General features: G+C 68.7%; 27 protein-coding genes. 9 read left to right on the top strand and 18 right to left on the bottom strand.

What is annotated here, in order from left to right:
• The 5 genes from Q0C81_RS02665 to Q0C81_RS02645 form a co-directional block, all read left to right on the top strand.
• Positions 1 to 1150: S41 family peptidase (locus tag Q0C81_RS02665; RefSeq protein WP_291833122.1), on the top strand; the 1150-nt coding region annotated here is incomplete at its 5' end.
• A gap of 114 nt (positions 1151 to 1264) precedes the next feature.
• Complete coding sequence (gene gap, locus Q0C81_RS02660) at positions 1265 to 2272, top strand: type I glyceraldehyde-3-phosphate dehydrogenase (protein WP_291833119.1); 1008 nt, start codon at positions 1265 to 1267, stop codon at positions 2270 to 2272.
• A gap of 1 nt (position 2273) precedes the next feature.
• Positions 2274 to 2603, top strand: coding sequence for a hypothetical protein (locus tag Q0C81_RS02655; protein WP_291833115.1), 330 nt, complete (start codon positions 2274 to 2276; stop codon positions 2601 to 2603).
• 13 nt (positions 2604 to 2616) lie between these two features.
• A complete protein-coding gene (gene pgk / locus Q0C81_RS02650) occupies positions 2617 to 3816 on the top strand; it encodes a phosphoglycerate kinase (protein WP_291833112.1) in 1200 nt (399 codons plus the stop codon).
• Positions 3817 to 3927: 111 nt separating this feature from the next.
• Positions 3928 to 4953, top strand: a complete 1026-nt coding sequence (locus tag Q0C81_RS02645) for a class I fructose-bisphosphate aldolase (RefSeq protein ID WP_291833109.1) — start codon at positions 3928 to 3930, stop codon at positions 4951 to 4953.
• Between the two features lie 43 nt (positions 4954 to 4996).
• Here Q0C81_RS02645 and Q0C81_RS02640 read toward each other — a convergent pair whose 3' ends face one another.
• Entirely contained in the window at positions 4997 to 5635 is a 639-nt protein-coding gene (locus Q0C81_RS02640; RefSeq protein ID WP_291833106.1) for a DUF2799 domain-containing protein, read from the bottom strand.
• A 127-nt stretch (positions 5636 to 5762) separates the two neighbouring features.
• Here Q0C81_RS02640 and Q0C81_RS02635 point away from each other — a divergent pair, with 127 nt between their 5' ends.
• The 3 genes from Q0C81_RS02635 (at position 5763) to rpoH (ending at position 8202) form a co-directional block, all read left to right on the top strand.
• Entirely contained in the window at positions 5763 to 6785 is a 1023-nt protein-coding gene (locus Q0C81_RS02635) for an RluA family pseudouridine synthase (RefSeq protein WP_291833103.1), read from the top strand.
• An 11-nt stretch (positions 6786 to 6796) separates the two neighbouring features.
• Complete coding sequence (locus Q0C81_RS02630) at positions 6797 to 7102, top strand: GNAT family N-acetyltransferase (RefSeq protein WP_291833099.1); 306 nt, start codon at positions 6797 to 6799, stop codon at positions 7100 to 7102.
• A 212-nt stretch (positions 7103 to 7314) separates the two neighbouring features.
• Positions 7315 to 8202: an RNA polymerase sigma factor RpoH gene (gene rpoH / locus Q0C81_RS02625; protein WP_291833096.1), complete on the top strand. Its 888-nt coding sequence runs from the start codon at positions 7315 to 7317 to the stop codon at positions 8200 to 8202.
• Between the two features lie 71 nt (positions 8203 to 8273).
• Here rpoH and Q0C81_RS02620 read toward each other — a convergent pair whose 3' ends face one another.
• The 16 genes from Q0C81_RS02620 to Q0C81_RS02545 all read right to left on the bottom strand — a co-directional run bounded on the left by Q0C81_RS02620 (position 8274) and on the right by Q0C81_RS02545 (position 21827).
• Positions 8274 to 9080 (bottom strand): response regulator, encoded by an 807-nt coding sequence (locus Q0C81_RS02620; protein WP_291833092.1) that lies wholly within the window; start codon positions 9078 to 9080, stop codon positions 8274 to 8276.
• 73 nt (positions 9081 to 9153) lie between these two features.
• Positions 9154 to 10449 carry an adenylosuccinate synthase gene (locus Q0C81_RS02615; RefSeq protein ID WP_291833091.1) on the bottom strand — a complete coding sequence of 432 codons (1296 nt, stop codon included), beginning with the start codon at positions 10447 to 10449 and terminating at the stop codon, positions 9154 to 9156.
• A gap of 72 nt (positions 10450 to 10521) precedes the next feature.
• A complete protein-coding gene (locus Q0C81_RS02610) occupies positions 10522 to 11685 on the bottom strand; it encodes a phosphoserine transaminase (RefSeq protein ID WP_291833088.1) in 1164 nt (387 codons plus the stop codon).
• 7 nt (positions 11686 to 11692) lie between these two features.
• A complete protein-coding gene (locus Q0C81_RS02605; RefSeq protein WP_291833083.1) occupies positions 11693 to 12610 on the bottom strand; it encodes a J domain-containing protein in 918 nt (305 codons plus the stop codon).
• A 90-nt stretch (positions 12611 to 12700) separates the two neighbouring features.
• On the bottom strand, positions 12701 to 16405 hold the full coding sequence (locus tag Q0C81_RS02600) for a glycoside hydrolase/phage tail family protein (RefSeq protein WP_291833080.1): 3705 nt from the start codon (positions 16403 to 16405) through the stop codon (positions 12701 to 12703).
• 5 nt (positions 16406 to 16410) lie between these two features.
• Positions 16411 to 16800, bottom strand: coding sequence for an NlpC/P60 family protein (locus Q0C81_RS02595; RefSeq protein ID WP_291833077.1), 390 nt, complete (start codon positions 16798 to 16800; stop codon positions 16411 to 16413).
• A gap of 62 nt (positions 16801 to 16862) precedes the next feature.
• Positions 16863 to 17513 carry a DUF2163 domain-containing protein gene (locus tag Q0C81_RS02590; protein WP_291833074.1) on the bottom strand — a complete coding sequence of 217 codons (651 nt, stop codon included), beginning with the start codon at positions 17511 to 17513 and terminating at the stop codon, positions 16863 to 16865.
• A 3-nt stretch (positions 17514 to 17516) separates the two neighbouring features.
• On the bottom strand, positions 17517 to 18140 hold the full coding sequence (locus Q0C81_RS02585; protein WP_291833072.1) for a DUF2460 domain-containing protein: 624 nt from the start codon (positions 18138 to 18140) through the stop codon (positions 17517 to 17519).
• Positions 18140 to 18667 carry a phage tail tape measure protein gene (locus tag Q0C81_RS02580; protein ID WP_291833070.1) on the bottom strand — a complete coding sequence of 176 codons (528 nt, stop codon included), beginning with the start codon at positions 18665 to 18667 and terminating at the stop codon, positions 18140 to 18142. Before Q0C81_RS02580 ends, Q0C81_RS02585 begins: the two co-directional genes overlap by 1 nt.
• Complete coding sequence (locus Q0C81_RS02575) at positions 18660 to 18815, bottom strand: phage tail assembly chaperone (protein ID WP_291833128.1); 156 nt, start codon at positions 18813 to 18815, stop codon at positions 18660 to 18662. The genes Q0C81_RS02580 and Q0C81_RS02575 overlap by 8 nt, the downstream gene beginning before the upstream one ends.
• A gap of 17 nt (positions 18816 to 18832) precedes the next feature.
• A complete protein-coding gene (locus tag Q0C81_RS02570; protein ID WP_291833067.1) occupies positions 18833 to 19120 on the bottom strand; it encodes a GTA-gp10 family protein in 288 nt (95 codons plus the stop codon).
• Positions 19120 to 19530 (bottom strand): phage major tail protein, TP901-1 family, encoded by a 411-nt coding sequence (locus Q0C81_RS02565; protein WP_291833065.1) that lies wholly within the window; start codon positions 19528 to 19530, stop codon positions 19120 to 19122. Before Q0C81_RS02565 ends, Q0C81_RS02570 begins: the two co-directional genes overlap by 1 nt.
• A gap of 17 nt (positions 19531 to 19547) precedes the next feature.
• Positions 19548 to 19946, bottom strand: a complete 399-nt coding sequence (locus Q0C81_RS02560; RefSeq protein WP_291833062.1) for a DUF3168 domain-containing protein — start codon at positions 19944 to 19946, stop codon at positions 19548 to 19550.
• On the bottom strand, positions 19943 to 20251 hold the full coding sequence (locus Q0C81_RS02555; RefSeq protein WP_291833059.1) for a phage head-tail adapter protein: 309 nt from the start codon (positions 20249 to 20251) through the stop codon (positions 19943 to 19945). The genes Q0C81_RS02560 and Q0C81_RS02555 overlap by 4 nt, the downstream gene beginning before the upstream one ends.
• Positions 20248 to 20514: a head-tail connector protein gene (locus Q0C81_RS02550; protein WP_291833056.1), complete on the bottom strand. Its 267-nt coding sequence runs from the start codon at positions 20512 to 20514 to the stop codon at positions 20248 to 20250. The genes Q0C81_RS02555 and Q0C81_RS02550 overlap by 4 nt, the downstream gene beginning before the upstream one ends.
• Positions 20515 to 20603: 89 nt before the next feature.
• Positions 20604 to 21827 carry a phage major capsid protein gene (locus Q0C81_RS02545; protein ID WP_291833053.1) on the bottom strand — a complete coding sequence of 408 codons (1224 nt, stop codon included), beginning with the start codon at positions 21825 to 21827 and terminating at the stop codon, positions 20604 to 20606.
• A 109-nt stretch (positions 21828 to 21936) separates the two neighbouring features.
• Between Q0C81_RS02545 and Q0C81_RS02540 the strand changes: the two genes are divergently transcribed.
• Positions 21937 to 22728 carry a hypothetical protein gene (locus Q0C81_RS02540; protein ID WP_291833051.1) on the top strand — a complete coding sequence of 264 codons (792 nt, stop codon included), beginning with the start codon at positions 21937 to 21939 and terminating at the stop codon, positions 22726 to 22728.
• Here Q0C81_RS02540 and Q0C81_RS02535 read toward each other — a convergent pair.
• Positions 22712 to 23080, bottom strand: coding sequence for an HK97 family phage prohead protease (locus tag Q0C81_RS02535; RefSeq protein ID WP_367117965.1), 369 nt, complete (start codon positions 23078 to 23080; stop codon positions 22712 to 22714). The genes Q0C81_RS02540 and Q0C81_RS02535 overlap by 17 nt on opposite strands.
• Positions 23081 to 23151: the final 71 nt, after the last annotated feature.

Below are 23151 nucleotides of genomic sequence, written 5' to 3'. Positions count from 1 at the left end.
CGCCGAGCGGATCGCCGGCGATCTGGAACAGGCCGCCGCCTCCGGCGCCTTCGACGCCCTGACGGACGGACCGGACCTGGCCGCCGCGCTGAGCGCCCGCCTGCGGCCCGCCGACGCGCATTTCAACGTCGCCTACGATCCGGACGCACCCGTCGCCCGCCCGCGTCCGGGCGAGGGCGGGCCAGCGCCCAGGCCCGTGGCGCGGGGCCCGAACCCGGAGGCGCGCGCCCACTATGGCTTCCGCAAGGTCGAGATCCTGCCGGGCAACATCGGCTACATCGACCTGCGCCAGTTCTCGAACATCGACTTCTCCAATGCGGACGATCCGGCGCGCAAGGCGGCGGACGCGGCCCTGGCCTTCGTGGCGGATACGGACGCGGTCATCTTCGATCTGCGCGACAACGGCGGCGGCGCGCCGTCGATGGTCGGCTATCTGACCAGCGCCTTCACCCCGGCCAACGCGCCGATCTACAACGTCTTCCATAGCCGCGAGGGTATGGAGAGCGAGGCGCCGACGGTCTTCTATCCGACGCCCCGGCTGGACGTGCCGCTGTATGTGCTGATCAGCGCCCGGACCGGATCGGCGGGCGAGGCCTTCCCCTACACCCTGCAGGGCGCCCGCCGCGCGACGATCGTCGGCGAGGCGTCCGGCGGCGCGGCCAATCCGGGCGGCATGGTTCTCGTCGGCGGCGGGTTCGCGGTCTTCATCTCGCAAGGGTCGCCCCGAAATCCCGTTACGGGCCGAAACTGGGAAGGCAGCGGCGTGCAGCCCGACGAGGCCACGCCGTGGAACGAAGCGCTGGACCGCGCGCAGGCGCTGGCGCTGGAGCGAATCGTCGCGGCCGACGCCGGGCGTCGCGACGCCGCCTGGGCGCTAGAGGCGCTGACGGCATCGACCGCGCCGGGCGATCTGGCCCCCTATGCCGGGACCTATGGCGAGGCCGCGGTGTCGGTGAGCGGCGACGGCGTGGCCATCGCGCGCGGCCGGCGTCCGCCGGTTCTGCTGCGGCGGCTGGACGGAGACACTTTCACCGTGGTCGGCGATCCCTCGCGGCGCTACCGCTTCAGCCGCGATGCGGGCGGGCGGGTGACGGCCTTCGACGGGCTGAGCCCGAATGGTCCGGGGCCCCGGTCGCGCCGTACCGATTGAGGGTCGGCGTTACAGTTGATCACGCCTTGTTACGGTCGCGGGGTTGAATCCCCGGCCCGGGGGTTCCATTGAAGCGCCGACCCTGAACATCGCGCTTCCAAAGGAGCCCTGCCCATGACCGTCCGCGTCGCCATCAATGGTTTCGGCCGCATCGGCCGCCTCGTCCTGCGTTCGATCGTCGAGCACGGCCGTCGCGACATCGAAGTGGTGGCGATCAACGATCTGGGCCCGGTGTCCACCAACGCCCACCTGCTGAAGTACGACTCGGTCCACGGCCGCTTCCCCGGCACGGTCGAGCACGGCGACGATTGGATCGACGTGGGCCTGGGCAAGATCAAGGTGACCGCCGAGCGCGATCCCGCGAACCTGCCGCACAAGGAACTGAACGTCGACATCGCGTTCGAGTGCACCGGCATCTTCACCGCCCGTGACAAGGCCGAGGCCCACCTGAAGGCCGGCGCCAAGCGCGTGCTGATCTCGGCCCCGGGCGAGAACGCCGACAAGACCATCGTCTACAAGGTCAACCACGAGACCCTGACCGCCGACGACATCATCGTCTCGAACGGCTCGTGCACCACCAACGCCCTGGCACCGGTGGCCAAGGTGCTGTACGACCTGTTCGGCATCGAGCGCGGCTACATGACCACCATCCACGCCTACACCGGCGACCAGCCGACGCTGGATACGATGCACAAGGACCTGTACCGCGGCCGCGCCGCCGCCCTGTCGATGATCCCGACCTCGACGGGCGCCGCCAAGGCCCTGGGCCTGGTCCTGCCGGAACTGAAGGGCAAGCTGGACGGCTCGTCGATCCGCGTCCCGACCCCGAACGTCTCGGTCGTCGATCTGAAGGTCGTCGCCGGTCGTGAAGTGACCGTCGCCGAGATCAACGCCGCCCTGCAGGCCGCCGCCGATGGCCCGATGAAGGGCGTGCTGTTCACGACGACCGACCCGCTGGTCTCGTCGGACCTGAACCACATCGCGGCGTCCTCGACCGCCGCCCTGCCGCAGACCCAGGTCGTCGACGGCAAGCTGGCCCGCGTCCTCAGCTGGTACGACAACGAGTGGGGCTTCGCGACGCGGATGGCCGACACCGCGCTGGTGATGGCGAAGTTCCTCTAGAATGAAGTGGGCGCTGACGGTCCTTCTGGTTCTGTCAGCGCCACTGGCTCTGTACTGTGGCCCGACCGCGTTCGACCTGCCCCACTACATTGGCCAAGGGTTGTCGCAGGGAAACCTGCTGACCTCCGGCGGCCTGTGGAACCTCTTCCTCCGCCTCATCCCGATCTTCTGGCTGCTTTCCGCCGGTTGGGTGATCATCCTCTGGCGGCGGGGCGGATCGGTTCGTCCTCCAAGGCCTCTGCTGAGCATTCTTGTCGGCGGCCTGCTACTGATGCTCACCTTCGTCACCGTCTTTTTCGTCTACGTCATCTGGGCGTGGAGCCAGATGTAACCGGATGCCTGCCATGACCTTCCGCACTCTCGACGACGCAGGCTCCCTCGCCGGCAAGACCGCGCTGGTTCGCGTGGACTTCAATGTGCCGATGGAGGCCGGGAAGGTCACCGAGGACACCCGCCTGCGCGTAGCCCTGCCGACGATAAACAAGCTGCGCGACGCGGGCGCCAAGGTGGCCCTGCTGGCCCACTTCGATCGGCCCAAGGGCCAGCGCGTGCCGTCGATGAGCCTGCAGCCGGTCGTCGACGACCTGGAGCAGCTGCTGGGCGCGCCCGTCCGTTTCGCCAATGACTGCGTCGGCGAGGACGCCAAGGCCGCCATCGCCGACCTGGATGCGGGCGGCGTGGTGTTGCTGGAGAATGTTCGCTTCCATGCGGGCGAGGAAAAGAACGATCCGGCCTTCGCCAAGCAGCTGGCCGAGCTGGCCGACGTCTACGTCAACGACGCCTTCTCCGCCGCGCACCGCGCCCACGCCTCGACCGAGGGACTGGCGCGCCTGCTGCCGGCCTATGCGGGCGAGTCGATGCGCCGTGAGCTGGATGCGCTGGACAAGGCGCTGGGCAATCCGGTCAAGCCGGTGATCGGGATCGTGGGCGGGGCCAAGGTCTCGACCAAGCTGGACCTGCTGCAGAACCTGGTCGCCAAGCTGGACCGCCTGGCCATCGGCGGCGGCATGGCCAACACCTTCCTGTATGCGCAGGGCGTGGATATCGGCGGCTCGCTGGCCGAGAAGGACATGGCCGACACCGCCCGCGCCATCATGGAGACGGCGAAGGCCAAGGGCTGTGAACTGCTGCTGCCCGTCGATGTGGTGGTGGCGACCGAGGTCAAGCCGGGCGCCGCGACGCGGACCGTCAAGGCGGGCGAGGCTCTGTCCGCCGACGACAAGATCCTGGACGCCGGCCCCGAGACCGTGGCGCGCCTGATCGCCGCCATGGACGCCTCCAAGACCCTGATCTGGAACGGCCCGCTGGGCGTGTTCGAGGTGCCGCCCTTCGACGCCGCCACGGTGGCCGCGGCGAAGCATGCGGCGGAACTGGCCAAGGCCGGTGCGCTGGTGGCGGTGGCCGGCGGCGGCGACACGGTCGCGGCGCTGCACCATGCGGGCGTGGCGGACGACATGACCTTCGTCTCCACAGCCGGCGGCGCCTTCCTGGAATGGATGGAAGGCAAACCCCTGCCCGGCGTCGAGGCGCTGCAGGCCCAGTAAGGACACCGTTGTTCAAGGGCCGCTGAGCCCCGCGCCTGTAACAAGGCGTGATGACTTCGTCCGCGTTCGGCGCTAGACCGCCACGCAAATCATCAACTCAGGGGAAATCCGATGGATCTGGCGGCTCTCAACCTCGTGGCCGAGGCCATGGTCGCGCCCGGCAAGGGCATTCTGGCGGCTGACGAATCCACGGGCACGATCAAGAAGCGCTTTGACGCGATCGGCGTCGAGAACACCGAAGAGAATCGCCGCGACTATCGCGAGCTGATGTTCCGCTCAGAGCAGACGATGCGCGAGCACATCTCGGGCGTGATCCTGTTCGAGGAAACCCTGTACCAGGACGCCAAGGACGGCACGCCGCTGGTCGACCTGATCTCGGCCGCCGGCTCGATCCCGGGCATCAAGGTCGACAAGGGCGCCTCCAAGATGGCCGGCTTCCCGGGCGAGACGGCGACCAAGGGCCTGGACGGCCTGTCCAAGCGCCTGCGCGCCCACTACGAGCGCGGCGCCCGCTTCGCCAAGTGGCGCGGCGTCATCGACATCGCCGACGGCATCCCGACCTGGGGCGCGATCAAGACCAACGCCCACGCCCTGGCCCGCTACGCCCGCATCTGCCAGCAGGAGCAGATCGTGCCGATCGTCGAGCCGGAAGTGCTGATGGACGGTTCGCACGACATCGCGCGCTGCGACGAGGTCACCCGTCAGGTGCTGCAGACCGTCTTCAACGAACTGGCCGAGCAGCGCGTGGCGCTGGAAGGCATCATCCTGAAGCCGAACATGGTCATCTCGGGCAAGGGCAGCCTGCGTCAGGCGACGGTCGAGGAAGTCGCCGAGCGCACCATCGCCGCCCTGAAGGCCACCGTGCCGTCGGCCGTGCCGGGCATCGCCTATCTGTCGGGCGGCCAGACGGACGAACAGGCCACGGCTCACCTGGACGCCATGAACCGCATCGGCGGCTTCCCGTGGAAGATGACCTTCTCGTACGGCCGCGCCCTGCAGGCCGCGCCGCAGCGCGCCTGGTCGGGCAAGGCCGAGAACGTCGCCAAGGCCCAGGCGGCCTTCCACCACCGCGCCCGCATGAACGGCCTGGCCTCGCTGGGTCAGTGGGACGCCAAGCTGGAAAAGAAGGCGGCCTGACCGCCTGTCGGCAGGGCGGGCGCGTGACGCCCGCCCGCCGGATTCACCAGGCGCCGTAGTGGCGCTGCAGACGATAGCGGACGTCGCGCGCATTGCGCTCCGCGTCGTCGAGGTCGCGCTGCGCGCGGCGCCAGTTGCGTTCGGTATCCTCGCGCTCGCGGCGGATTTCCTGGATGCGGTTGCGGAGCTGGTCGCGCTGGTCGTCCGTCAGCCCTTCGCCGCGCAGCTCGCGCTGTTTGGACGCGAGCTTGTCGTCCAGCTCTTCCAGCCGCCCGCCCAGACTATCGACGCTGCTGCGCGCATTGGAGATGGCCTGCTCCGAAGCATAGACCAGCTGGCCGTCCTGATAGGCGGGCAGGAAGTCATCCTCGAGATTGGCCGGGCAGACCCCGTTGTAGGCGGAGCCGTTGCGGCCCTGCGCGAAGCCGTTCGGCGGGGTGCAGTAGCGCAGCACGCCTTGGGCCCAACCGGCGCGGTAGGCGTCGTCGTCGGGCGTGATCCCGTGCTTGGTGCAGGCTGCGGCATGCTCGCCCAGACGGCTTTGGGCATAGCCCGCCGCGCCGTCCGAGAAACCCTTGCCGCTCCAGTCGCCGGCCACGCATTCTTCGGCGCTCATTGTCGCGCAGCTGCCCAGCAGCGTGGTGGCGACAATCAGGCCGATGCTCAACAGAACGGTACGCATGGGACCCCTCCCCCGAAGACGGCCGGAGGATAACTTATGGTTAAGCTTTGACCAAGTCCCCCGTTTGACGCCGACTATCCAGAGCATGCTAGACGGACGGAACCGCCGTCCGGCGGCGGAGCGCCTGGTGTCCGACGAACCCCTGCTGACGGAAGACGACGAGACGACGGTGCTGGAGGCCCGCATCGAGACGCCGGGCGTGCGTCTGGACAAGGCGCTGGCGGATGTCTTCCCCACCCTTTCGCGCGCCCGTCTGCAGGCGCTGCTGGCCGAGGGCGCGATCAGCTTCGAGGGCGAAACTCTCACCAGCGGCTCGGCCAAGGCGCGGGCGGGTCAGTACGTCGTCATCCTGCCGCCCGTGGCGCCGGCCACGCCGCAGCCCGAGGCCATTCCGCTGACCGTGCTTTACGAGGACGCGGACCTCATCGTCATCGATAAGCCGGCGGGCATGGCCGCCCATCCGGCGCCGGGCAGCGAGACCGGCACGCTGGTCAACGCCCTGCTGGCCCACTGCGGCGACAGCCTGTCCGGGATCGGCGGCGTGGCCCGGCCGGGCATCGTCCACCGGCTGGACAAGGACACCTCGGGCGTGATGGTCGCGGCCAAGACCGACCGGGCGCACGCGGGCCTCTCGGCCCTGTTCGCGACGCACGATATCGAACGCACCTACATCGCCCTGACGCGGGGGATTCCGATGCCGCGGGAAGGTCGCATCCAGACCCAGATCGGTCGCTCGCACGGGGATCGAAAGAAAATGGCTGTGCTGACGTCTGGTGGACGAGAAGCCATCACAGATTACGCCGTCCAAAAAGTTTTCGGGGAGCATCTGGTCTTGCGCGGAAAGGGGCTGCGTCAGACCGGGCCCTTCCTAGCCGCCCGGGTCGCCTGCACCCTTCATACCGGCCGCACCCATCAGATCCGGGTGCATCTGGCCTCGAAAGGCTCTCCCATCCTGGGTGACGCGACCTACGGCTCCGGCAGCCCGGCGGCGCCCGTTCGGGCGGCCATCGCCGAGGCCGGGCTGACACGACAAGCCCTGCACGCCGCCGTCCTGGGGTTCGTCCATCCAGTGACGGGCGAAACCCTGCGGTTCGAAACCCCTCCCCCTCCTGACATGCAGCGGCTCGAGGCCCTGCTGTCAGAGCTTTGAAGGACACTCCCATGGCCGACCCTGACATCCGCGATAACGCCGACGCCAAACGCTACGAACTGCCGGTCGAGGGCGAGATCGCCGTGGTGACCTACAACCTGTCGCCGCCAAATCTGATGATCACCGAGACCCTGGTGCCCGTGAAGCTGGAGGGCCGCGGCATCGCAAGCCGCCTGGCCAAGTACGTGATCGAGGACGCCCGCGCGCGCGGCCTTCTGATCCTGCCCGTCTGTCCGTTCTTCTCGGCCTATTTCCAGAAACACCCGGAACACGCGGACGTCGTCCACCCGACCTACCGCCAGATTCTAGGCCTCTGAATAGTCAGTCTTGATTAAGGACGGACTATCGGTTATAAGCTCCCTCGACTGGCGTAGTGGCGCCCGGGCAACGGTCACGCTTTCGTGTGACGATCCGCCTCTGACAAAGACGGAAACCCGTCCCTACTTCATCAGTTGAGGGGTGAGGCGGCGGCGCACATTCGGTGGCCGTTTCCGATGGACCCGCTCATAGTTTCGGTCGGAGGGACCACATGGCTGTCGCTAAATCTCTCGCGGTAATGTCGCCTGAACAGGGGCTGTCGCGCTATCTCACGGAAATCCGCAAGTTTCCGATGCTGGCCAAGGACGAAGAGTTCATGCTGGCCAAGCGCTGGACCGAGCATCAGGACCCCGAAGCCGCCCACCGCCTCGTAACCTCGCACCTTCGTCTCGTGGCCAAGATCGCCATGGGGTATCGCGGCTACGGCCTGCCGATCGGCGAAGTGATCTCCGAGGGCAACGTCGGCCTGATGCAGGCCGTCAAGAAATTCGATCCGGACAAGGGCTTCCGTCTGGCGACCTACGCCATGTGGTGGATCCGCGCCTCGATCCAGGAATACATCCTGCGCAGCTGGTCGCTCGTGAAGATGGGCACCACCGCGGCGCAGAAGAAGCTCTTCTTCAACCTGCGCAAGGCCAAGAGCCAGATCTCGGCCTTCGAGGAAGGCGACCTGCGCCCTGAGCACGTCGAGGCCATCGCCACCAAGCTGGGCGTGACCAACGAGGACGTCATCAGCATGAACCGCCGTCTCGGCGGCGACGCCTCGCTGAACGCGCCGCTCCGCGCCGACGGCGAGAGCGAATGGCAGGACTGGCTGGCCGACGACACCGCCGTTTCGCAGGAGACGGCGCTGGCCGAGAGCGAGGAAAAGTCGCTCCGCATGGGCCTTCTGCAGGAAGCCATGCAGGAGTTGACCGACCGCGAGAAGCACATCCTGACCGAGCGTCGCCTGAAGGACGATCCGGTCACGCTGGAAGAACTCGCCGGCCAGTACGGCGTCAGCCGCGAGCGCGTGCGCCAGATCGAGGTGCGGGCGTTCGAGAAGCTGCAGAAGGCCATGCGCGCCGCCGCCGAAGAGCGGAACCTGGTCAACGCATAAGGTCGCTCACGCAGCGAGCGACTGCGTCGCGAGCGTTAGCGCCAAAGGAAAGAAACGAAGGCGGGCTGTTTTCAGCCCGCCTTTTTCATGGGCTGGGCCTGATGCATGGCCAGCAGGGCGCCGATGGGGGCTGACAACGTTTCCTTGGTGCCAGGCCCCGAGGCCAAGCTGACTTCCAGCGCGCCGACGGCGACCACCAACCGTGTGTCCGAAACCTTCATCGCGATGGTCTTCAGCGTCGCGGCCTGTTCGCGGATCGCGCGGACGGCCTGCATCGGATCGTGATCGAACTGGTCCAGGGCCGAGGCCAGGATGCGCATGGCCTGGTCCTTGGCGGCCTCAACGGCGGCGGCGCCGCTGGCGGCGCGGTCCCCCCTGCGCTTGGCCGGACCGGTGTATTCGCCCGAGTTGAAGCGGCGGCGGTCAGGACCGACGTAGCCGACGGCCTCGATCCAGTCGCGCGGCTTCAGGGCCACGTTCTCGACCCGTTTGAACAGATCGCCGCTGGTGAAGGGCTTGCGCAGGAATTCGTGCACGCCGGCGTCGCGAGCGCCGAGGATGGTCGTGGCCGTGGCCTCGGCCGTCACCATGATGATGGGCGCGCGCCGACAGTCCATATCGGAGCGGCGGATGCGGCGGGACAAGCTTTCACCGGCCAGGCCCGGGCCGGTGCGTTCGGTGAAGACGATCCCGGGTTCCAGCGCAGCGGCGGCCTTCATCGCCCGCTCTTCGTCGACCTCGATGATGATGTCGCGGGCGCCGAGCGCCTTGACGATGTCGTTGAGCAGACGCGCGGCGTGAGGGTTCGGATCCACGATCAGGACCCGCTTCGTCACCGGTTCGATCCGGGCCAGGATACGACGATCAATTGCGAACACGCACGAACCTCCCTCAGGTCCGCCACCCTATGACCGCGCGGGGTTAAATTGCCTTGAACGCTGGCGTTCCGGCTTAGCCGAGGAAGGGATCGCGCATCATGATGGTGTCGTCCCGCTCGGGGCTGGTCGACAGCAGGGCCACCGGCGCCCCGATCAGCTCCTCGATCCGGCGCACGTATTTCAGCGCGTGGGCGTTCAGGTCCTTGAACGTCCGCACGCCGCCCGTGCTCTCGGTCCAGCCTTCCAGCTCCTCGAACACAGGCTCGGCCGACGCCTGATCCTTCAGGCTGGACGGCAGGTAGTCCAGCACCTCGCCGTTGATGCGGTAACCGACGCAGATCTTCAGCGTCTTCAGACCGTCCAGCACATCGAGTTTCGTCAGCGCGATGCCGTCGATGCCGTTGATCGCCACCGATTGGCGAACCAGCACGGCGTCGAACCAGCCGCAGCGACGCGCACGGCCGGTGTTCACGCCGACCTCGCGGCCTACAACCGCCAGATGTTCTCCGACTTCGTCGTTCAGCTCACAGGCGAACGGGCCTTCGCCGACGCGGGTCGTATAAGCCTTCACGATGCCCAGCACATAGCCGACGCCGCGCGGCCCGATGCCCGCCCCCGCCGCCGCCTGTCCGGCCACCGTGTTGGAGCTGGTGACATAGGGATAGGTGCCGTGGTCCACGTCCAGGAAGGCGCCCTGCGCGCCCTCGAACAGCACGCGCTTGCCGTCCTTCTTGGCCTGATCCAGCACCCGCCAGGCCGGTTTCACGTAAGGAAGGATCTTCGGCGCGATCTCGAACAGTTGCGCCAGCAGGGCCGCCGGATCGATCGGCTCCAGCCCCAGGCCCGCGCGCAGCGGATCGTGGTGCGAGCGCAGGCGGTCGATCTTGACCTTCAGGTCTTCCTCGTTGGCCAAGTCGCAGACACGGATGGCGCGGCGGCCGACCTTGTCCTCATAGGCCGGGCCGATGCCGCGGCCGGTCGTGCCGATCTTGGCGCCCGGCGCGCTGGCGGCAGCCTCGCGCGCCACGTCCAGCGCCGGATGGATCGGCAGGATCAGGCAGGCGTTGTCCGCGATCGTCAGGATGTCGGGGGTAATGGCGACGCCCTGGGCCTGGATCTTCTCGATCTCGCCGACCAGGTGCCATGGATCGACCACCACGCCGTTGCCGATGATCGAGGGCTTGCCCTGCACCACGCCTGACGGCAGCAGCGCCAGCTTGTAGACCTTGCCGTCGACGACCAGCGTGTGGCCCGCGTTGTGACCGCCCTGGAACCGCACGACCATATCGGCCCGGTTCGACAGCCAGTCGACGATCTTGCCCTTGCCCTCGTCGCCCCACTGGGCGCCGACCACTGCGACGTTCGCCAAGGTTCACTCTCCGCTTGTCCGGTATCCGGAATGCGGGCGCAGCCTATAACCGGGGAATCGCCGGGTGTCCCGTCAGTCGGCGGAATAATCCGCCATCGCCGTCGCGAACGCCCAGTCCAGCCACGGCGTCAGGGCCTCGATGTCGTCGGCGTCGACCGTACAGCCGCACCACACACGCAGTCCGGCAGGCGCGTTGCGGTGGCCTTCGATGTCGAACGCTGCGCCGTCATCCTCGACCAGCGCCTTCATGCGGATGACCAGATCGCGGCGCGCATCGTCGTCCATGGCCCTAACGCGTGGATCGACGATGTTCAGGCAGACGGAGGTGGTCGAGCGGATGTCAGCGGTTTCGGCCAGATATTCGACCCACGGCGTGCGCGACACCCATTTGTCCAGCGCCGCCGCATTGGCGTCCGTCCGGGCGATCAGGGCGTCCAGACCGCCGACCGACAGCCCCCATTCGACCCCATCGATCCAGTCTTCCAACGTCCAGACCGAAAAGGTGTTCAGCATCGAGCCGGTCGCCAGAAGCCGGTCGAAGCCCTTGTCATCGCGCAGCCGCAGCACCTTGGGCACCGGCCGCGGCGGCTCGTAGCGGTCCAGCCGCTCCACCGCCCGGGGCGACAACGCGGCCACGCCCAGTCCCGCCTCGCCGCCCAGCGCTTTCTGGAAGCTGAAGGTCACCACATCCAGCTTGTCCCACGGCAAGGGCATGGCGAAGGCGGCCGAGGTGGCGTCGCAGATCACGATTCCCTCGCGATCCGCGGCGATCCAGTCGGCCCCCGGTGCCTTCACGCCCGAGGTCGTGCCGTTCCAGGGGAAGATCAGATCCTTCGTCGGATCGACCTTCGACACATCAGGGAACTGACCCCACGGCGCCGAGAGCACCTCGGGTTCCAGCTTCAGGTGGGTCTTCGCATCGGTCGCCCAGACCTTGCCGAAATTCTCGAACGCCAAGACCTGTACGGGACGCTCGCCCAGCATCGACCACATGGCCGCCTCGACGGCGCCGGTGTCGGAACCGGGCACATAGACCAGAGCCCAGTCCGCCGGGACCTGCAGCAGGTCGCGGGTCAGCTTCAGTCCGTGGGCGAACCGCGCCACCACCTCGGGCGCGCGAATGCCGCGGCCCAGCAGGTCATGCGGCAAGGCCTGCGACGACCATCCGGGTCGTTTCGCCGTCGGCCCGGAGGAGAACCACGGGCGGGCCGGTTTGATATTGGGTTTGCTGGCCATCGCCGCCCTAGTCCCGGAACGGCCGGATCGGCCCCTCGTCCCGCGCCTTCTGCGCCAGCTTGGTCAGCGCCATGTCGTCTTCAGGCAGGACGATCATCAGCTTGGCCAGCAGGTCGCCGCGCTTGCCGTTGGCGTAGGCGCCCCGCCCCTTCAGGCGCAGCACCTTGCCCGAACTGGAGCCGGCCGGGATGGTCATGCTGACCGTGCCCTCCGGTGTCCGGACCGGAACCTTGCCCCCCAGCACCGCATCGTACAGCGGCACCGGCTGATCCATGGTCAGGTCAGCCCCGTCACGCGTGAAGATCGGGTGCGGCATCAGCTTCAGTTCGATGAGGGCGTCGCCGTTCTCGGCGCCGCGGCCGGGCATGCCCTGCCCTTTCAACCGGATCGTCTGGCCGTCGCCTGCCCCCTTGGGAATGGCCACGTCCAACGTGCGCCCGTCCGAGAACTGGATCCGCCGGGTTGCACCGGAGATGGAATCCTCAAGGCCGATCTCCAGCGTCGCCCGCACATCCTGGCCCTTGGCCGCGAACCCGCCACCGCGCGTCCCGGGACGGGCTCCGCCGCTGAACATGCCGCCGAAGATTTCATCCAGGTCGATGTTTTCGAAACCACCGCGCTGGCCGCCCTGGCCAAACGGGCTCTGGCCGGGGCCACGCCCGCCGCCCGCCGCACCGCCGCCGTAGCCGCGGAACTGCTCGCGCCCGTCGGCGTCGATCTCGCCGCGGTCGAACTTCGTCCGCTTGTCCTTGTCGCCCAGGATGTCGAAGGCCGCCGTCACGCGCTTGAAGCGCTCGTCGGTGTCCTTGTTGCCGGGGTTTTTGTCGGGATGGAGTTCCTTGGCGAGCTTGCGGAACGCCTTCTTGATCTCGTCCTGGCTCGCGCCCCGGGCCACGCCCAGTTCCTTGTAGGGATCGCCCGCCACGTTCGAGTCCGCTCCTGCGCTGGATGCCGAGCGTTTCAGTTAGGTCATCCGGCGGATTCCGCAAACCACTTCCGTCGTTCATGGACGAATTCAGAGCGTCGTGGTCGCGGTCTCGCCCCAACCATAGCCTTCGCCCCACTGCGCCACCGAGATCATGACGCCTTCGGGTGGCCCTGCCGGGAAATCGGCCCCGACATCCGCCCCCGCGTAGACGACCGCCGCCGTCTCGACCTCGACGCTCCGTACGGGCGCGCCCTCATGGATGACCTGGACCCGGAACCGCGAGGGATCGCTCGCGGCGATTTCACCGTCCCATCGGTCCCCGTCGAGACGGGCGCGAGGCGCCCAGGTCAGGTCATAGTCGCCGTTCGATCGCGCCCGACACCGCAGGTGCGCGGGGCTCCACGGCCGATCATGCAGCCCCCTGGGCGTCCAATGAAGTTCGCTGACGCCTCGCCCGCCCGGCAGGCCGGTCGGTCCCGCACGCCAGAGCAACGGCAGACCGCGCTCCGCCCGGGGCGACAATACCTTCGGCGGAACGGCGTCCAGAAGCACTGCGATAGCTCCGGCTCCGGCGCCCACGCGCATCGCCGCCTCGGTGCCCTGCTGTCCCCTCAGCAGTCCCGAAAGCCGCCACACGTCGTCGCCGAGCAAGTCCGCCTGCCGGAACTGGAGCAACTCCCATCCCGCAGGGGTTTCGACCGCGACCGCATTGGCTCCGGCCAGTACAGCGGCTTCGCTCCGGCTTTCGGGCGCCCGTCCCTCCACCTGAACCGTCAGGACGGAGGTCTCGTCCCAGCGGTGCCGCGGGCCGGACGACAGGGGCGCTGTCAGGACGCCCACCGTCGCGGGCCGGTCGACATCCGTGCGCAAGGTCAGGGCGTCGGTCGACGTCCCCGCCCGAACCTGCATCGGCCGCCAAGGCTCCGCCGCCACCACCGCGAGCGGGCCTACGGCGTCTTCCACGCCCGGCAAGGGCGGTAGCTCAATCATGCGGAAGAAGGGCGCACCGACCACAGCGCCGTGATCGGGACGGCCAGGGACGGTCATGTCATCGCCAGGGTGAACCGATCGGACCGGTTCCAGCGTCGCCGACGCGGCCTCGGAGATATCAAGGCCGCTCACGCGCCACAGCCCGCTCCATCCGTCGATGGCGACGACATCGCCGGGCTCCAGCCGCAGGGCCTCGACCGGGCCGAGCGTCACCTTCAGGCGCCCGCCCTCGCCGGCGATCAGGGCGCGTTCCGCGGCCGCTTGCGCCAGCGCCGGCCCGCACACCGCGGGCAAGTCCAGATCGACGTCCCCGCCGTCCCCGGCTGTGCGCGCCAGAACCGAACCGATCTGATAGTCCCGCGCCCCGTCGATGAAGCGCACCCGCGCGATCGCCGGGCGCGGCTCCAGGCTCCGCTCCACGCCGACCGCGCTTCCCTCGTCCGGCAAGGCGAAGGCCTCGACCTGAAGGTTCGCCGTCACCGGTTCATCGCCGATCACGGCGATGCGCCCGCCCCGTTCGACCATGCGCATCCCGAGCCCCGCCAGCAGAGGTTCAAGCGCGTCGCGGACCCGCATCGGGCGATCGACGACGTATCCATCCATCTGCCCCGTCACCGCGCCGATCTCGAACGTGTCCAGCCCGCCTCGTTCCAGAAGCGCGTGGATCAGGTCCCGCGTCTCGCCGTGCAGACGGCCATTCAGCCAATGGCCGCAGCGCCAGCCCGACGCATCGGCCCAGATGTCGTCTCGACCGGGAAAGGCCGGCCATGGCCGGGCGTCCCAGCACCAGGCGTCGGCGGCCTCGAGCATCGGTCCGCCGTAGATGGGCGACAGCGGATTATTCTCCGCGAAATGACTCAGCACCGCCTCCAGCGCGCGCCGCTGCATCCGGTCGTCCCGCGCTCCGGTCGAGAACGGCGGCAGGGCGCTCTCTGCGCTCTTCGGGTCCTGAAACAGGTTCGGTGCATTGCCGCCCCGATCCACTGCCGCACAGCCGAACTCCGCCAGCCGTACCGGCTTCATGCCGGGCAGCCAGGCGGTCGGAGACGCATTGCGCACCCCGCTGGTCCGCTCATGATGCGGATGGCTCCACCAGCCGACCAGGTCCTTGGCCCGGAACACCCAGTCCTCACCCGTCAGGCCGTCGGTGATCGGAGTCCGCATCTGCGCAGCGCGATCCGCGTCGTCGCGGTAGAACCAGTCAAAGCCCTCGCCGCCCGCGACCTGGGCCGCCAGATAGGCAGGATCATCCGGACCTTTGTGGTTCGCCGCATCCAGCCCGCCATCCCTGTCGCGCCAATCGCCCAGCGGCGGATACCAGTCGATGCCGACGTAATCGATGTTCGGATCGGCCCACAGCGGGTCAAGGTGAAACCGCACGTCTCCGCCATCGCGCGGGCCGGCGTACTCCGACCAGTCGGCGGCGTAGGACAACTTGACGTCCGCGCCCACTACGGCCCTGCATTCGGCGGCCAGATCGCGGAATGCGCCGACCGCCGGGAAGCCGCCGGGGACGTCGCGCGTCGTCGTCAGCCCGCGCATCTCCGAGCCGATCAGCAATCCGTCGGCGCCGGTCTCCACCGCCAGAGCCGCATAGTGCAGCGCCAGACGCCTGAGCCCCCAGCCGTCTTCGGCGCCGAACACCTCGGCCACATCATCCGCCGCAGCCGCACCGTCACGCCCTTTCAGACGCCCTCGCCACGGATAGGCCGCCTGCGCCGATCCGCCATACGGATCGGGCAAGGCGTTGTCCGCCGGAATGTCCATGAAGACAAAGGGGTACAGTGTCACTTCCAGCCCCCGGGCCTTCAGTTCCGCCACGGCCTGTCGCACGCAGTCATCGGAAGGCGTGCCGCCATAGGCCGGGCCGCCGCTCGCGACCGAGATCAGGTGCGCGTCCTGTCGTTCCAACCCGGCCACCGACCAAGACAGGGGCTCGGTCGCCTTCCCGACGCGTTCGACGCCGGGCCGGATCCGGCAATGCTCCGCGCGCAGGTCGTCACCGAACCAGCCGAGCACCAGGCTGACTCGCTTGAGATTCGGCAGTTGCGCCTGGAGCTGATCCAGCGAAGCCGTCAGATCGGCGCGCCCGTCGCCATGGACGTTTTCCGGCGTCGTCCGCGTCAGCCCTTCGCGCCGCAGAACCGCTTCGGTCGCCAGCACGAACTCCCCAGCGCCGGGGATCAGGCAGACGCCCTCGAGCCGGTCCTCGAGTCGCGCCTCCACGCCCCGCGGCCGCCTGAAAACTTCGAAGGCCAGCTGCGGAATCCGGTTGCCGAACGGCCCCAGAGGCAAGTCCTCGAACACCACATAGGCTGTCCCGCGATAGGCGGGCGCCACGCCTTCAACCGCCTCGATCAGGGGATCCGGCGCCTGGGTCTCACCGCCCCGATGCACCCTGAAGACGACCCCGGACAGATCCATCGGCTGGCCATCGGCCCAGATTCTTCCGACCCCGTCGATCTCGCCTTCGCACAGCGCCACCGCGAAGCTCAGGGAGTAGCCGTACTCCACTGTGCGCGGCCCGCCCTTTCCGGCCGACGACGTGTGGCGGTCCTCCAGGAAGCGTGCGGCCCATATGACCTGTCCGACCGCGCGGGCACGTCCCAGAATGCAGGCCATCGGAGCGCCTTCCGAAGTGCTCTGCAGCTTCAGGCCTTCCAGCCTCGGCCCGCGTTGCCGGGCCGGCTGCAGGCCCGCGACGACCGCCTGATCGATACCGCGGCCGATGAAATTACCCAGCATCGCGCCCGGCGCGCCGCCCAGGGCCTGCCCAACGCCGCCCAGCACCACCTGCGCCATCTTCTCTATTCTCCGTCTGTTTCCGGGACCCGGGGCGCGGGCCAGGCAAAAGCCGCGACCAGCCGCCGGCGCCACCACCGCCCCATCCAGCTCTCCACCACCGCCCGCCCCCAGTAGGCGTGGATCATCCTCCCCTCGCCGGCCTCATCGCTCAGAATGGCGCAGTGCTTGGCCGGCACACCCGCCGCCATGCGAAACAGCAACACGTCTCCCGCCTGCGCTCTCGCCACCGGAATTTCGACCAGCCATCGCCGCGCCGCAGCCCACAACAGCTCTTCACCGCCCGCTTCCGCCCAGTCGGGCCCGTAGGCGAGGGCCGCCTCCGGTTCCACGCCCACGACCTCGCGCCACACCCCGCGCACCAGCCCCAGGCAATCCGCCCCCTGCATCTTCATACTGGCCTGATGTCGATAGGGTGTTCCCAGCCAACTCCGGGCCGCCGCCAGCACCCGGGCCCTCACCGGCGGCTCCCGCCGTCGTTCCGACCACCCTCCACGGGAGATGCAGCGAGAAAATCGTCGCCCGGGATGTCGGGAAAGCCCCGGAAATTGGCCCCGTTTCCGAACACGCCTACGCAGGTCGCCCAGCGCCGGTCGCAGGTCAGGCCCGGAAAGGCGGCGCGCACCACGCCGCACCGACTGTCGCCCAGTTCGGCCTCGCAGCCCCGGCCGAAGGTCCGGCCGACCACCCGATCCAGCGCCGCGAACGGCCCTTCCAGCTCTCCCGTAAAGGCCTCACCCTCCCGCCGCACCCGGGCCAGCCGTCCGCACCAAAGCCGCACCCTGAGTTCGGGCCTGGCCCAATCCACCCGCCACAGCTCGATGCTCGCACGGTCGTACAGACCGGCGTTCAGATCCTCCGCGCGGATCATCGCGTCATCCAGAACACCTGCCACTGAGACCGTCCCGACGCGATTCACCGCGCTCTCCATAACCCCGGCCGTCCAGCCGCTGGCCGCGCGGCAGATCACGCCGTCGAGGTCCAGGTCGCGGTCGTGGTCCGTGAAGCCCAATCGCTCGCCGTCCTGCCGCATCAGCAGCCAGACATGGCACAGCGTCGCCGCCCCGCTTTCAATGCGGGCGACCAGCTCGGTCGGTATGTCGCGCATGTCTCAGATCCTGATCTCGATCAGCGGCAAGGCGGCCATCCGGCCGGCGTCGAAACTCTCCAGCGTCACCTCGATCCGATCGGAGTCGAAGCGCACAGGCGTATCGAACTCGAACCCGGCGGTGACCACCGCTCCGATTGCAGGGGCCGCCGCCAGCGTCACCCGACCCGTCGCCACATCGACCGTGAAGGCCGAGGTCTCCACTCCATTGACGGCCACCCGCACCGATCCGTCGATCGGTTTGGCGATCAGGCGGCTCCAGGCGTCCGGACCCTCGCCGTAGGTCTTGCGCAAGGTAAACATCGTTTGCGCTCCGTCGCCTTGCCCCAGCCTCTGATCCGCCGGACCGACGCTCGCGCCCGGCGCACAGGATTTGAAGTCCGCGAAGTCCCGAAACCGGAAGCCGTACAACCGCCCCCGCCGCGCTTCGAAGAAGGCTGTCAGCGTCGCCATGTCGTCCAGCGACCGCAGATTGGCCCCGATCAGATAACGCCTTCGGCCGGCCGCCCATGGCGTCGATCGCCGCTCGTGGCCCGACCCCAGCGTCACCACCTCGGTTCGCCGCTCGACCCCGCCCGTCGATCCGAACGCCAGACGGGTGGGCAGTCTCACCTCATGGAAAGACATCAAAGCCTCCTCGCGCCCAAGGCCACCGCTCGAGCCAGCATCTGCGCGATCTGGGCCTCGGAGCGCAGCAAGCTCGGGACGCCGCCGCCGATGGAGACATTCACCGTCACCGCGCCTCCCGCTGCCGCTTCGATCGTTCCCGAACCTATGGGGCGAAACACTTCCGGTCCGCGCTCGCCGACCAGATAGGCTCCCCCACCGACGACGGGGCCACCGTCCGCCCGACTGCCCGAGAACAGGCCCGACACGGCATTGGCGATGGCGCCCGACAACCCCGACGACGATCCGCCGCCCGCGCCGTTGGCAACCGACAGCACGGCGCGCGCCAGTTCGGCGAGCGTGATTTCCCCATCCGCCGCCGCCCTCGCCAATGATCGCGCCAGTCCGTCAGCCGCCTTCCCGAAGGCGTCTTCGACCGCCGCCGCCGCCCGCTCTGCGGGCTCCCGCAGACTTTCCAGGGCCGCGGCCGCTTCCGCGACCCGTCGGGGCGTCTCCTCCAGCCCATCGGGCCTGAACATCTCATTCATCGGGCCATGCCTCCGCCAGTCGTTCGAACGCATCGCGTCCCATGGGCTCCGGTCCGGAAGGCCGCGCCGTCAGCATCCGCCACTCCCTCAGCGAAAGGCGCCAGAAGACCGCCGGCCGGATCCCCAGGCTCACTGCGGTCCGCAGCATCTCACCCCAGCGGTTGCTCATTCCGCCGCCGCCGTGAACGCCATCGCCACCGCTTCAGCGGCCTCGCGCGGATCGATCGCCACGACCAGGTCGCCGGCCAGCGCCGTCTCGCCCCCGCCTCTGAGCAGAGCCGTAAGCACCGCCGTCAGATCGCGCGCAGACAACCGGCGCATCCGGTCCGCCAATCCGCCCAACCCTTCCACGCCCAACGCCGTCTCGATCTCCGCCAGCGCACCCAGCGTCAGGCAAAGCGTGCGTTCCTCGCCGGCCAGTCGAACCCTCGCCTCGCCCCGTGCGCCATTCATCACAGGGCCTCGAAGGCGATCTCGCCGGCGCTGGCCAGGCTGATCGCGAAAGTCGCCTCCCCCTCATGCTCCCCGGCGTACTCCAGCGCCGCCACCAGGAACGGTCCCTCCAACTGCCCGAAGTCCGGCACGATCAGCCGCCAGATCCGCGCCGCCTGGCTGAAGAAGGCCTCGCGGATCAGGGCGTCTGAGGCCGCATCCCGGAACACGCCCTGTCCGTTCACCGCCGCCGACCGCACTCCAGCGCCGGACAGCAGCTCACGCCAACGCCCGGCGCTGTCGCCGTCGGTCGCGTCGACCGTCCGGGCGTTCAGGGCGATGGTCCGCGCCCTCAACCCCGCCACGGTCGTGAAACCGCCGCCCCCGCTTTCGATCTTCAGCAGGATGTCCTTGCCGCGTTGAGCGCTCATGTGAATCTCCGTCCGGTTCAGATTTCTTCGGTCACGGCCCGCACACGCAGGACCGCATAGGTTCGGGGACCGGTGGGCGACCGCCAGACATCGCTGAAGCGCACGCCCAGGCTGACGGTCCGCACCCCGTCCGCCTCCAGCGTCGCATCGGTCAGGCATGCACGGACCGACGCCAGGGCGGCCTTGGCTTCCTCCGCGCCCTGGAAGCGGGACACGATGGTCAACGTCAGCAGATGCTCGATCCCGCCGCCGTCCGCCGCGACCGGCCGGCTTTCGCTGCGGCCGATCAGCAGGTGCGGATAGCTCGGCTCCGGCGGCGGCGCATCCCACATCCGACCGCCCAGCAAGGCCGAGGTGGCCGGATCGTGCTTCAAATGCACGATCAGCGCCTTCTGCAGGGCCAGTTCATGGCTCATCGCGTCCGCTCCAGATGAAGGATGCTCCGGCGGTCGACCGGCTCGCCCGAGACGATCCGCCAGTCTCCCCCGCCGAAGCGCAGCACACGCCCGGCGGTCAGTCGGGAATCCAGCCGGCTCTCGGCCGTCAGGGTCTCAACCGTCGTCGAGGTCCCCGCTTCGCTCCTGTCCCGTCGTCGCGTCGGCCCCGCCCTGAGCCAGGCCGAACCGATCAGCTCGTAGGTCAGGCTGCGTCCGCCATAGGGCGTCTCCGCCTCGATGACCTCGAACACCTGGGCCAGCAAAGGCCTGCGCGCGGCGATCACAACCGCACCACGCGGTACGGCGCCAGCCAGGCCTCGACCGGCTGGATCGGCATTTCGGTCTCGCCGCGCTCATAGCCGCGCAGCGTCAGCATCAGGATGGCCAGCCGCAACGGAGCAGGCGAGGTGGACGTCAGGATCAGGCCCACGTCGCCCTCGACCCGCGCCCGGGCCGCGTCGATCAATGTCTGGATCAGCCCGTCCTCAGCGCCGTGCTCGACGCGCAGGAACAGCTTCGCCTCGGTGAGGGACACCGGTGCGGTCATATCGACCTCGCTTTGATTGATGGTGGCGAACGCCGGGCGGCGAGTAGCGACTCGCTCGCCACCCGCCGCCAACTCACTCCCTCAGCGGGCTAGGTCGCGCTGAACTTCATCACCTTGATCGCGTCGAAGTCCTGCACCCCGCCGCCGACACGCCGGGTGGTGTAGAACAGCACATAGGGCTTGGCCGAGTACGGGTCCCTCAGCACCCGCACCCCCGCCCGATCGACGATCAGATAGCCGCGCCGGAAATCGCCGAACGCGATCGCCGCCGCATTGGCCGCGATGTTCGGCATCGTCTCGATCTCGGTGACCGGGTAACCCAGCAGCGAGGCCGTCTCACCCGCCCGCTGCGCCGGCTGCCAGATGTAGTTGCCGTCCGCGTCCTTGAATTTGCGCACCGCTGAGACCGTGCGCCGGTTCATCACGAAGCGGGCGTTGGGCCGGTATTGGGCCTTCGGCGCGTAGATCAGATCGATCAGGCGGTCCGCCGGGCTGGTCGGGGCGAAGGCGCCGGCCGCGCCGGAGGCGACGTAGCCGATCTCGCCCCAGTCCTGATCGGCGTCTGCGACGATCGTGTAGTCCAGGAAGCCACGCGGCTTGTTGCTCCCGTCGCCGTTGACGAAGGCCTGGGTTTCCTGCGCGGTGAAGGCGTCCTCGACCTCCGCGGCCAGCCATTCGTCCAGATCGACCAGGGCGTCGTCCAGCAACGACTGGGTCGCCGCCGGGCAGGCATAGAGATCGGCCGACGGGAACTCGAGCAGCGCCAGCGTCGCCGGATCGGTCTCGGGCCGCGCCGCCGTCTCCGCCACCCAGCCCGAGCCCACGCCGGCGATGGACACCGGCTTGCGGAAGACGCCGGCCTGCACCGTGCGCACCGTCGAGATCTCGCGCATCGGCGATCCGGCCATCAATCGCCGCTCGATGGCGCGTTCGGTCTGCTCAGGCACGACATAGCCGGCCGAGTTCGACGCCGACGACAGCCCCGCCTTCAGCTCCAGCCCGAATGATGCGCCCGCGCGCAGATAGCCGTCGAAGGCCGCTTTGGCCTCGGGCGCCTCGATCACCTTGGGTTCGGTCCCGAGCGGCGGTCGACGCCCTTCGCTGACCACCCGGTCCAGCCGCGCCTGAGCGCTGGCCACCGCCTGGTCGATACGCGCCACCTTCTCTTCCAGCAGCGTATCGGCCGACGCCTTGCGCTCGATCTCATCCAGCCGCGTGTCGTTGGCGCCTTTGAACGCCTCGAACGCGGCCATCATTTCATGCATGGCGGCGCGCGCCTCCGGCGTGGCCGGGGCCTGTTTGGTCTCTTTCATTCTGTCTCCGGTGTTGAAGAACCGCCGATCGCGGTTAGGGTCGGGACGTGAACCGCCCCGGAACTCTTCGTTTCGCCCGCCTCACGGCCGCGCTCCCGGGCGCCGTCCGATGAGCCGCTACACCCGTCTCGAACGGGCCGTCATGGACGCCTTGGTCCACGACCTCCGCGCGGAGATCCCCGATCTGGCGGGCCAATTCGAGGAAAGCCGGCCCAGCCAACGCCGCAACTCCGGCTTCGGCCTGTTCACCGAAATGATCGTCGATCGCAGCCGTCCGGCGCCCACCACGGGCCCGACCGGCGACCTCGGTACGGTCCACGTCATGGTCGGTCACCTCCCCGACCCGATCGCCTTCAAGGCCCGCGTCCGCCACGGCGTCCTGCTCGGCCTCCTCGGCGACAGCTACGGCCAGGACACCCGCGCCATCGATTTCGCCACCGTGGCCTTCGATCAGGTCTTCACCGTCGACGCCCGGGGGCAGTCCATTCCCTTCGAGCCGACGCGGCAAATGCCGCCCAGCCCCCTGCTCAACCTGCATCGTCACAACGACCACGACCCCGCCACCCGGCCGGTCGAACCGCCCCCGCTCGTCAATGTCGGCGCGCTCCAGCGGGTTCAGGAGGTCGATGCGCCCCCGCGCCACCTCCCGGCCTTGGTCCTGACACCCGATCCCACGCCCGAACCCCGGGTTCCCACGGACCAGATGTCTTTGCTGATCGGGCTTTGGGCCCTGATCGGCGTGATCGCCCTCCTGCTCGTCTTCGTCTTCCGCCTGCCCTTCGCCCTGGGCGTCTTCTTCGCCATCGTCGCGGGCCGCGCCGTAAAGCAGCAGACGTTCCTCACGGCCGTCCGCAAGGTGGTCGATGGATGGCAAACCTCTCGGGTTATCGGACCGGACTGAACCGCGCCCCCGGCAGCATGGGAAAGGTCACCAGCGACACCTCCCACAGATCGACTTCCGTCAGCACCCGCAGCGCCCCGTCGCGCCGGGCCCGGACCGCGCGAAAGCCGATGGACAACCCGTCCATCGCCCCGGCCTTCGCCAAGGCCCCGGCGAACCGCGCCTCGGCTGACCAGTCCAGGATCCGTCCACTGACGAACAAGCCTCGATCGTCCTCGACCATCCGGTCCCAGAGCCCGACCACCGCCCGCCCCTCATGCTGGTGCAGCATTCGCACCCCGCCGGCGCCCGTCCTGGCCAGACAGGCCTCGAACGCCCCCTTCGCCACCACGTCCCGGTTCAGATCCGCCACGCCCCACAGCGAGGCGTAGCCTTCGATGACCACGGCCTCCGGCAGGGTGGCCGCCGTCTGTTCCGCCGGCC

The organism is Brevundimonas sp. (assembly GCF_023259385.1).
GTDB lineage: Bacteria > Pseudomonadota > Alphaproteobacteria > Caulobacterales > Caulobacteraceae > Brevundimonas.
Note: the sequence above shows the minus strand (reverse complement) of the source record. Positions and strands in the feature narration are given on the sequence as shown.

What these genes read in the sequence shown, in the direction of transcription:
- Q0C81_RS02590 (WP_291833074.1), bottom strand. Translation starts at nt 17,513, where the DNA reads ATGCGCGACATACCGACCGAGCTGGTCGCCCGCATTGAAAGCGGGGCG.
- Q0C81_RS02550 (WP_291833056.1), bottom strand. Translation starts at nt 20,514, where the DNA reads ATGACCGCACCGGTGTCCCTCACCGAGGCGAAGCTGTTCCTGCGCGTC.
- Q0C81_RS02585 (WP_291833072.1), bottom strand. Translation starts at nt 18,140, where the DNA reads ATGTCTTTCCATGAGGTGAGACTGCCCACCCGTCTGGCGTTCGGATCG.
- Q0C81_RS02655 (WP_291833115.1), top strand. Translation starts at nt 2,274, where the DNA reads ATGAAGTGGGCGCTGACGGTCCTTCTGGTTCTGTCAGCGCCACTGGCT.
- Q0C81_RS02565 (WP_291833065.1), bottom strand. Translation starts at nt 19,530, where the DNA reads ATGAGCGCTCAACGCGGCAAGGACATCCTGCTGAAGATCGAAAGCGGG.
- Q0C81_RS02540 (WP_291833051.1), top strand. Translation starts at nt 21,937, where the DNA reads ATGAGCCGCTACACCCGTCTCGAACGGGCCGTCATGGACGCCTTGGTC.
- Q0C81_RS02570 (WP_291833067.1), bottom strand. Translation starts at nt 19,120, where the DNA reads ATGAATGGCGCACGGGGCGAGGCGAGGGTTCGACTGGCCGGCGAGGAA.
- Q0C81_RS02610 (WP_291833088.1), bottom strand. Translation starts at nt 11,685, where the DNA reads ATGGCCAGCAAACCCAATATCAAACCGGCCCGCCCGTGGTTCTCCTCC.
- Q0C81_RS02580 (WP_291833070.1), bottom strand. Translation starts at nt 18,667, where the DNA reads ATGAATGAGATGTTCAGGCCCGATGGGCTGGAGGAGACGCCCCGACGG.
- rpoH (WP_291833096.1), top strand. Translation starts at nt 7,315, where the DNA reads ATGGCTGTCGCTAAATCTCTCGCGGTAATGTCGCCTGAACAGGGGCTG.
- Q0C81_RS02640 (WP_291833106.1), bottom strand. Translation starts at nt 5,635, where the DNA reads ATGCGTACCGTTCTGTTGAGCATCGGCCTGATTGTCGCCACCACGCTG.
- gap (WP_291833119.1), top strand. Translation starts at nt 1,265, where the DNA reads ATGACCGTCCGCGTCGCCATCAATGGTTTCGGCCGCATCGGCCGCCTC.
- pgk (WP_291833112.1), top strand. Translation starts at nt 2,617, where the DNA reads ATGACCTTCCGCACTCTCGACGACGCAGGCTCCCTCGCCGGCAAGACC.
- Q0C81_RS02575 (WP_291833128.1), bottom strand. Translation starts at nt 18,815, where the DNA reads ATGCTGCGGACCGCAGTGAGCCTGGGGATCCGGCCGGCGGTCTTCTGG.
- Q0C81_RS02595 (WP_291833077.1), bottom strand. Translation starts at nt 16,800, where the DNA reads ATGAAGATGCAGGGGGCGGATTGCCTGGGGCTGGTGCGCGGGGTGTGG.
- Q0C81_RS02600 (WP_291833080.1), bottom strand. Translation starts at nt 16,405, where the DNA reads ATGGCGCAGGTGGTGCTGGGCGGCGTTGGGCAGGCCCTGGGCGGCGCG.
- Q0C81_RS02630 (WP_291833099.1), top strand. Translation starts at nt 6,797, where the DNA reads ATGGCCGACCCTGACATCCGCGATAACGCCGACGCCAAACGCTACGAA.
- Q0C81_RS02645 (WP_291833109.1), top strand. Translation starts at nt 3,928, where the DNA reads ATGGATCTGGCGGCTCTCAACCTCGTGGCCGAGGCCATGGTCGCGCCC.
- Q0C81_RS02560 (WP_291833062.1), bottom strand. Translation starts at nt 19,946, where the DNA reads ATGAGCCATGAACTGGCCCTGCAGAAGGCGCTGATCGTGCATTTGAAG.
- Q0C81_RS02545 (WP_291833053.1), bottom strand. Translation starts at nt 21,827, where the DNA reads ATGAAAGAGACCAAACAGGCCCCGGCCACGCCGGAGGCGCGCGCCGCC.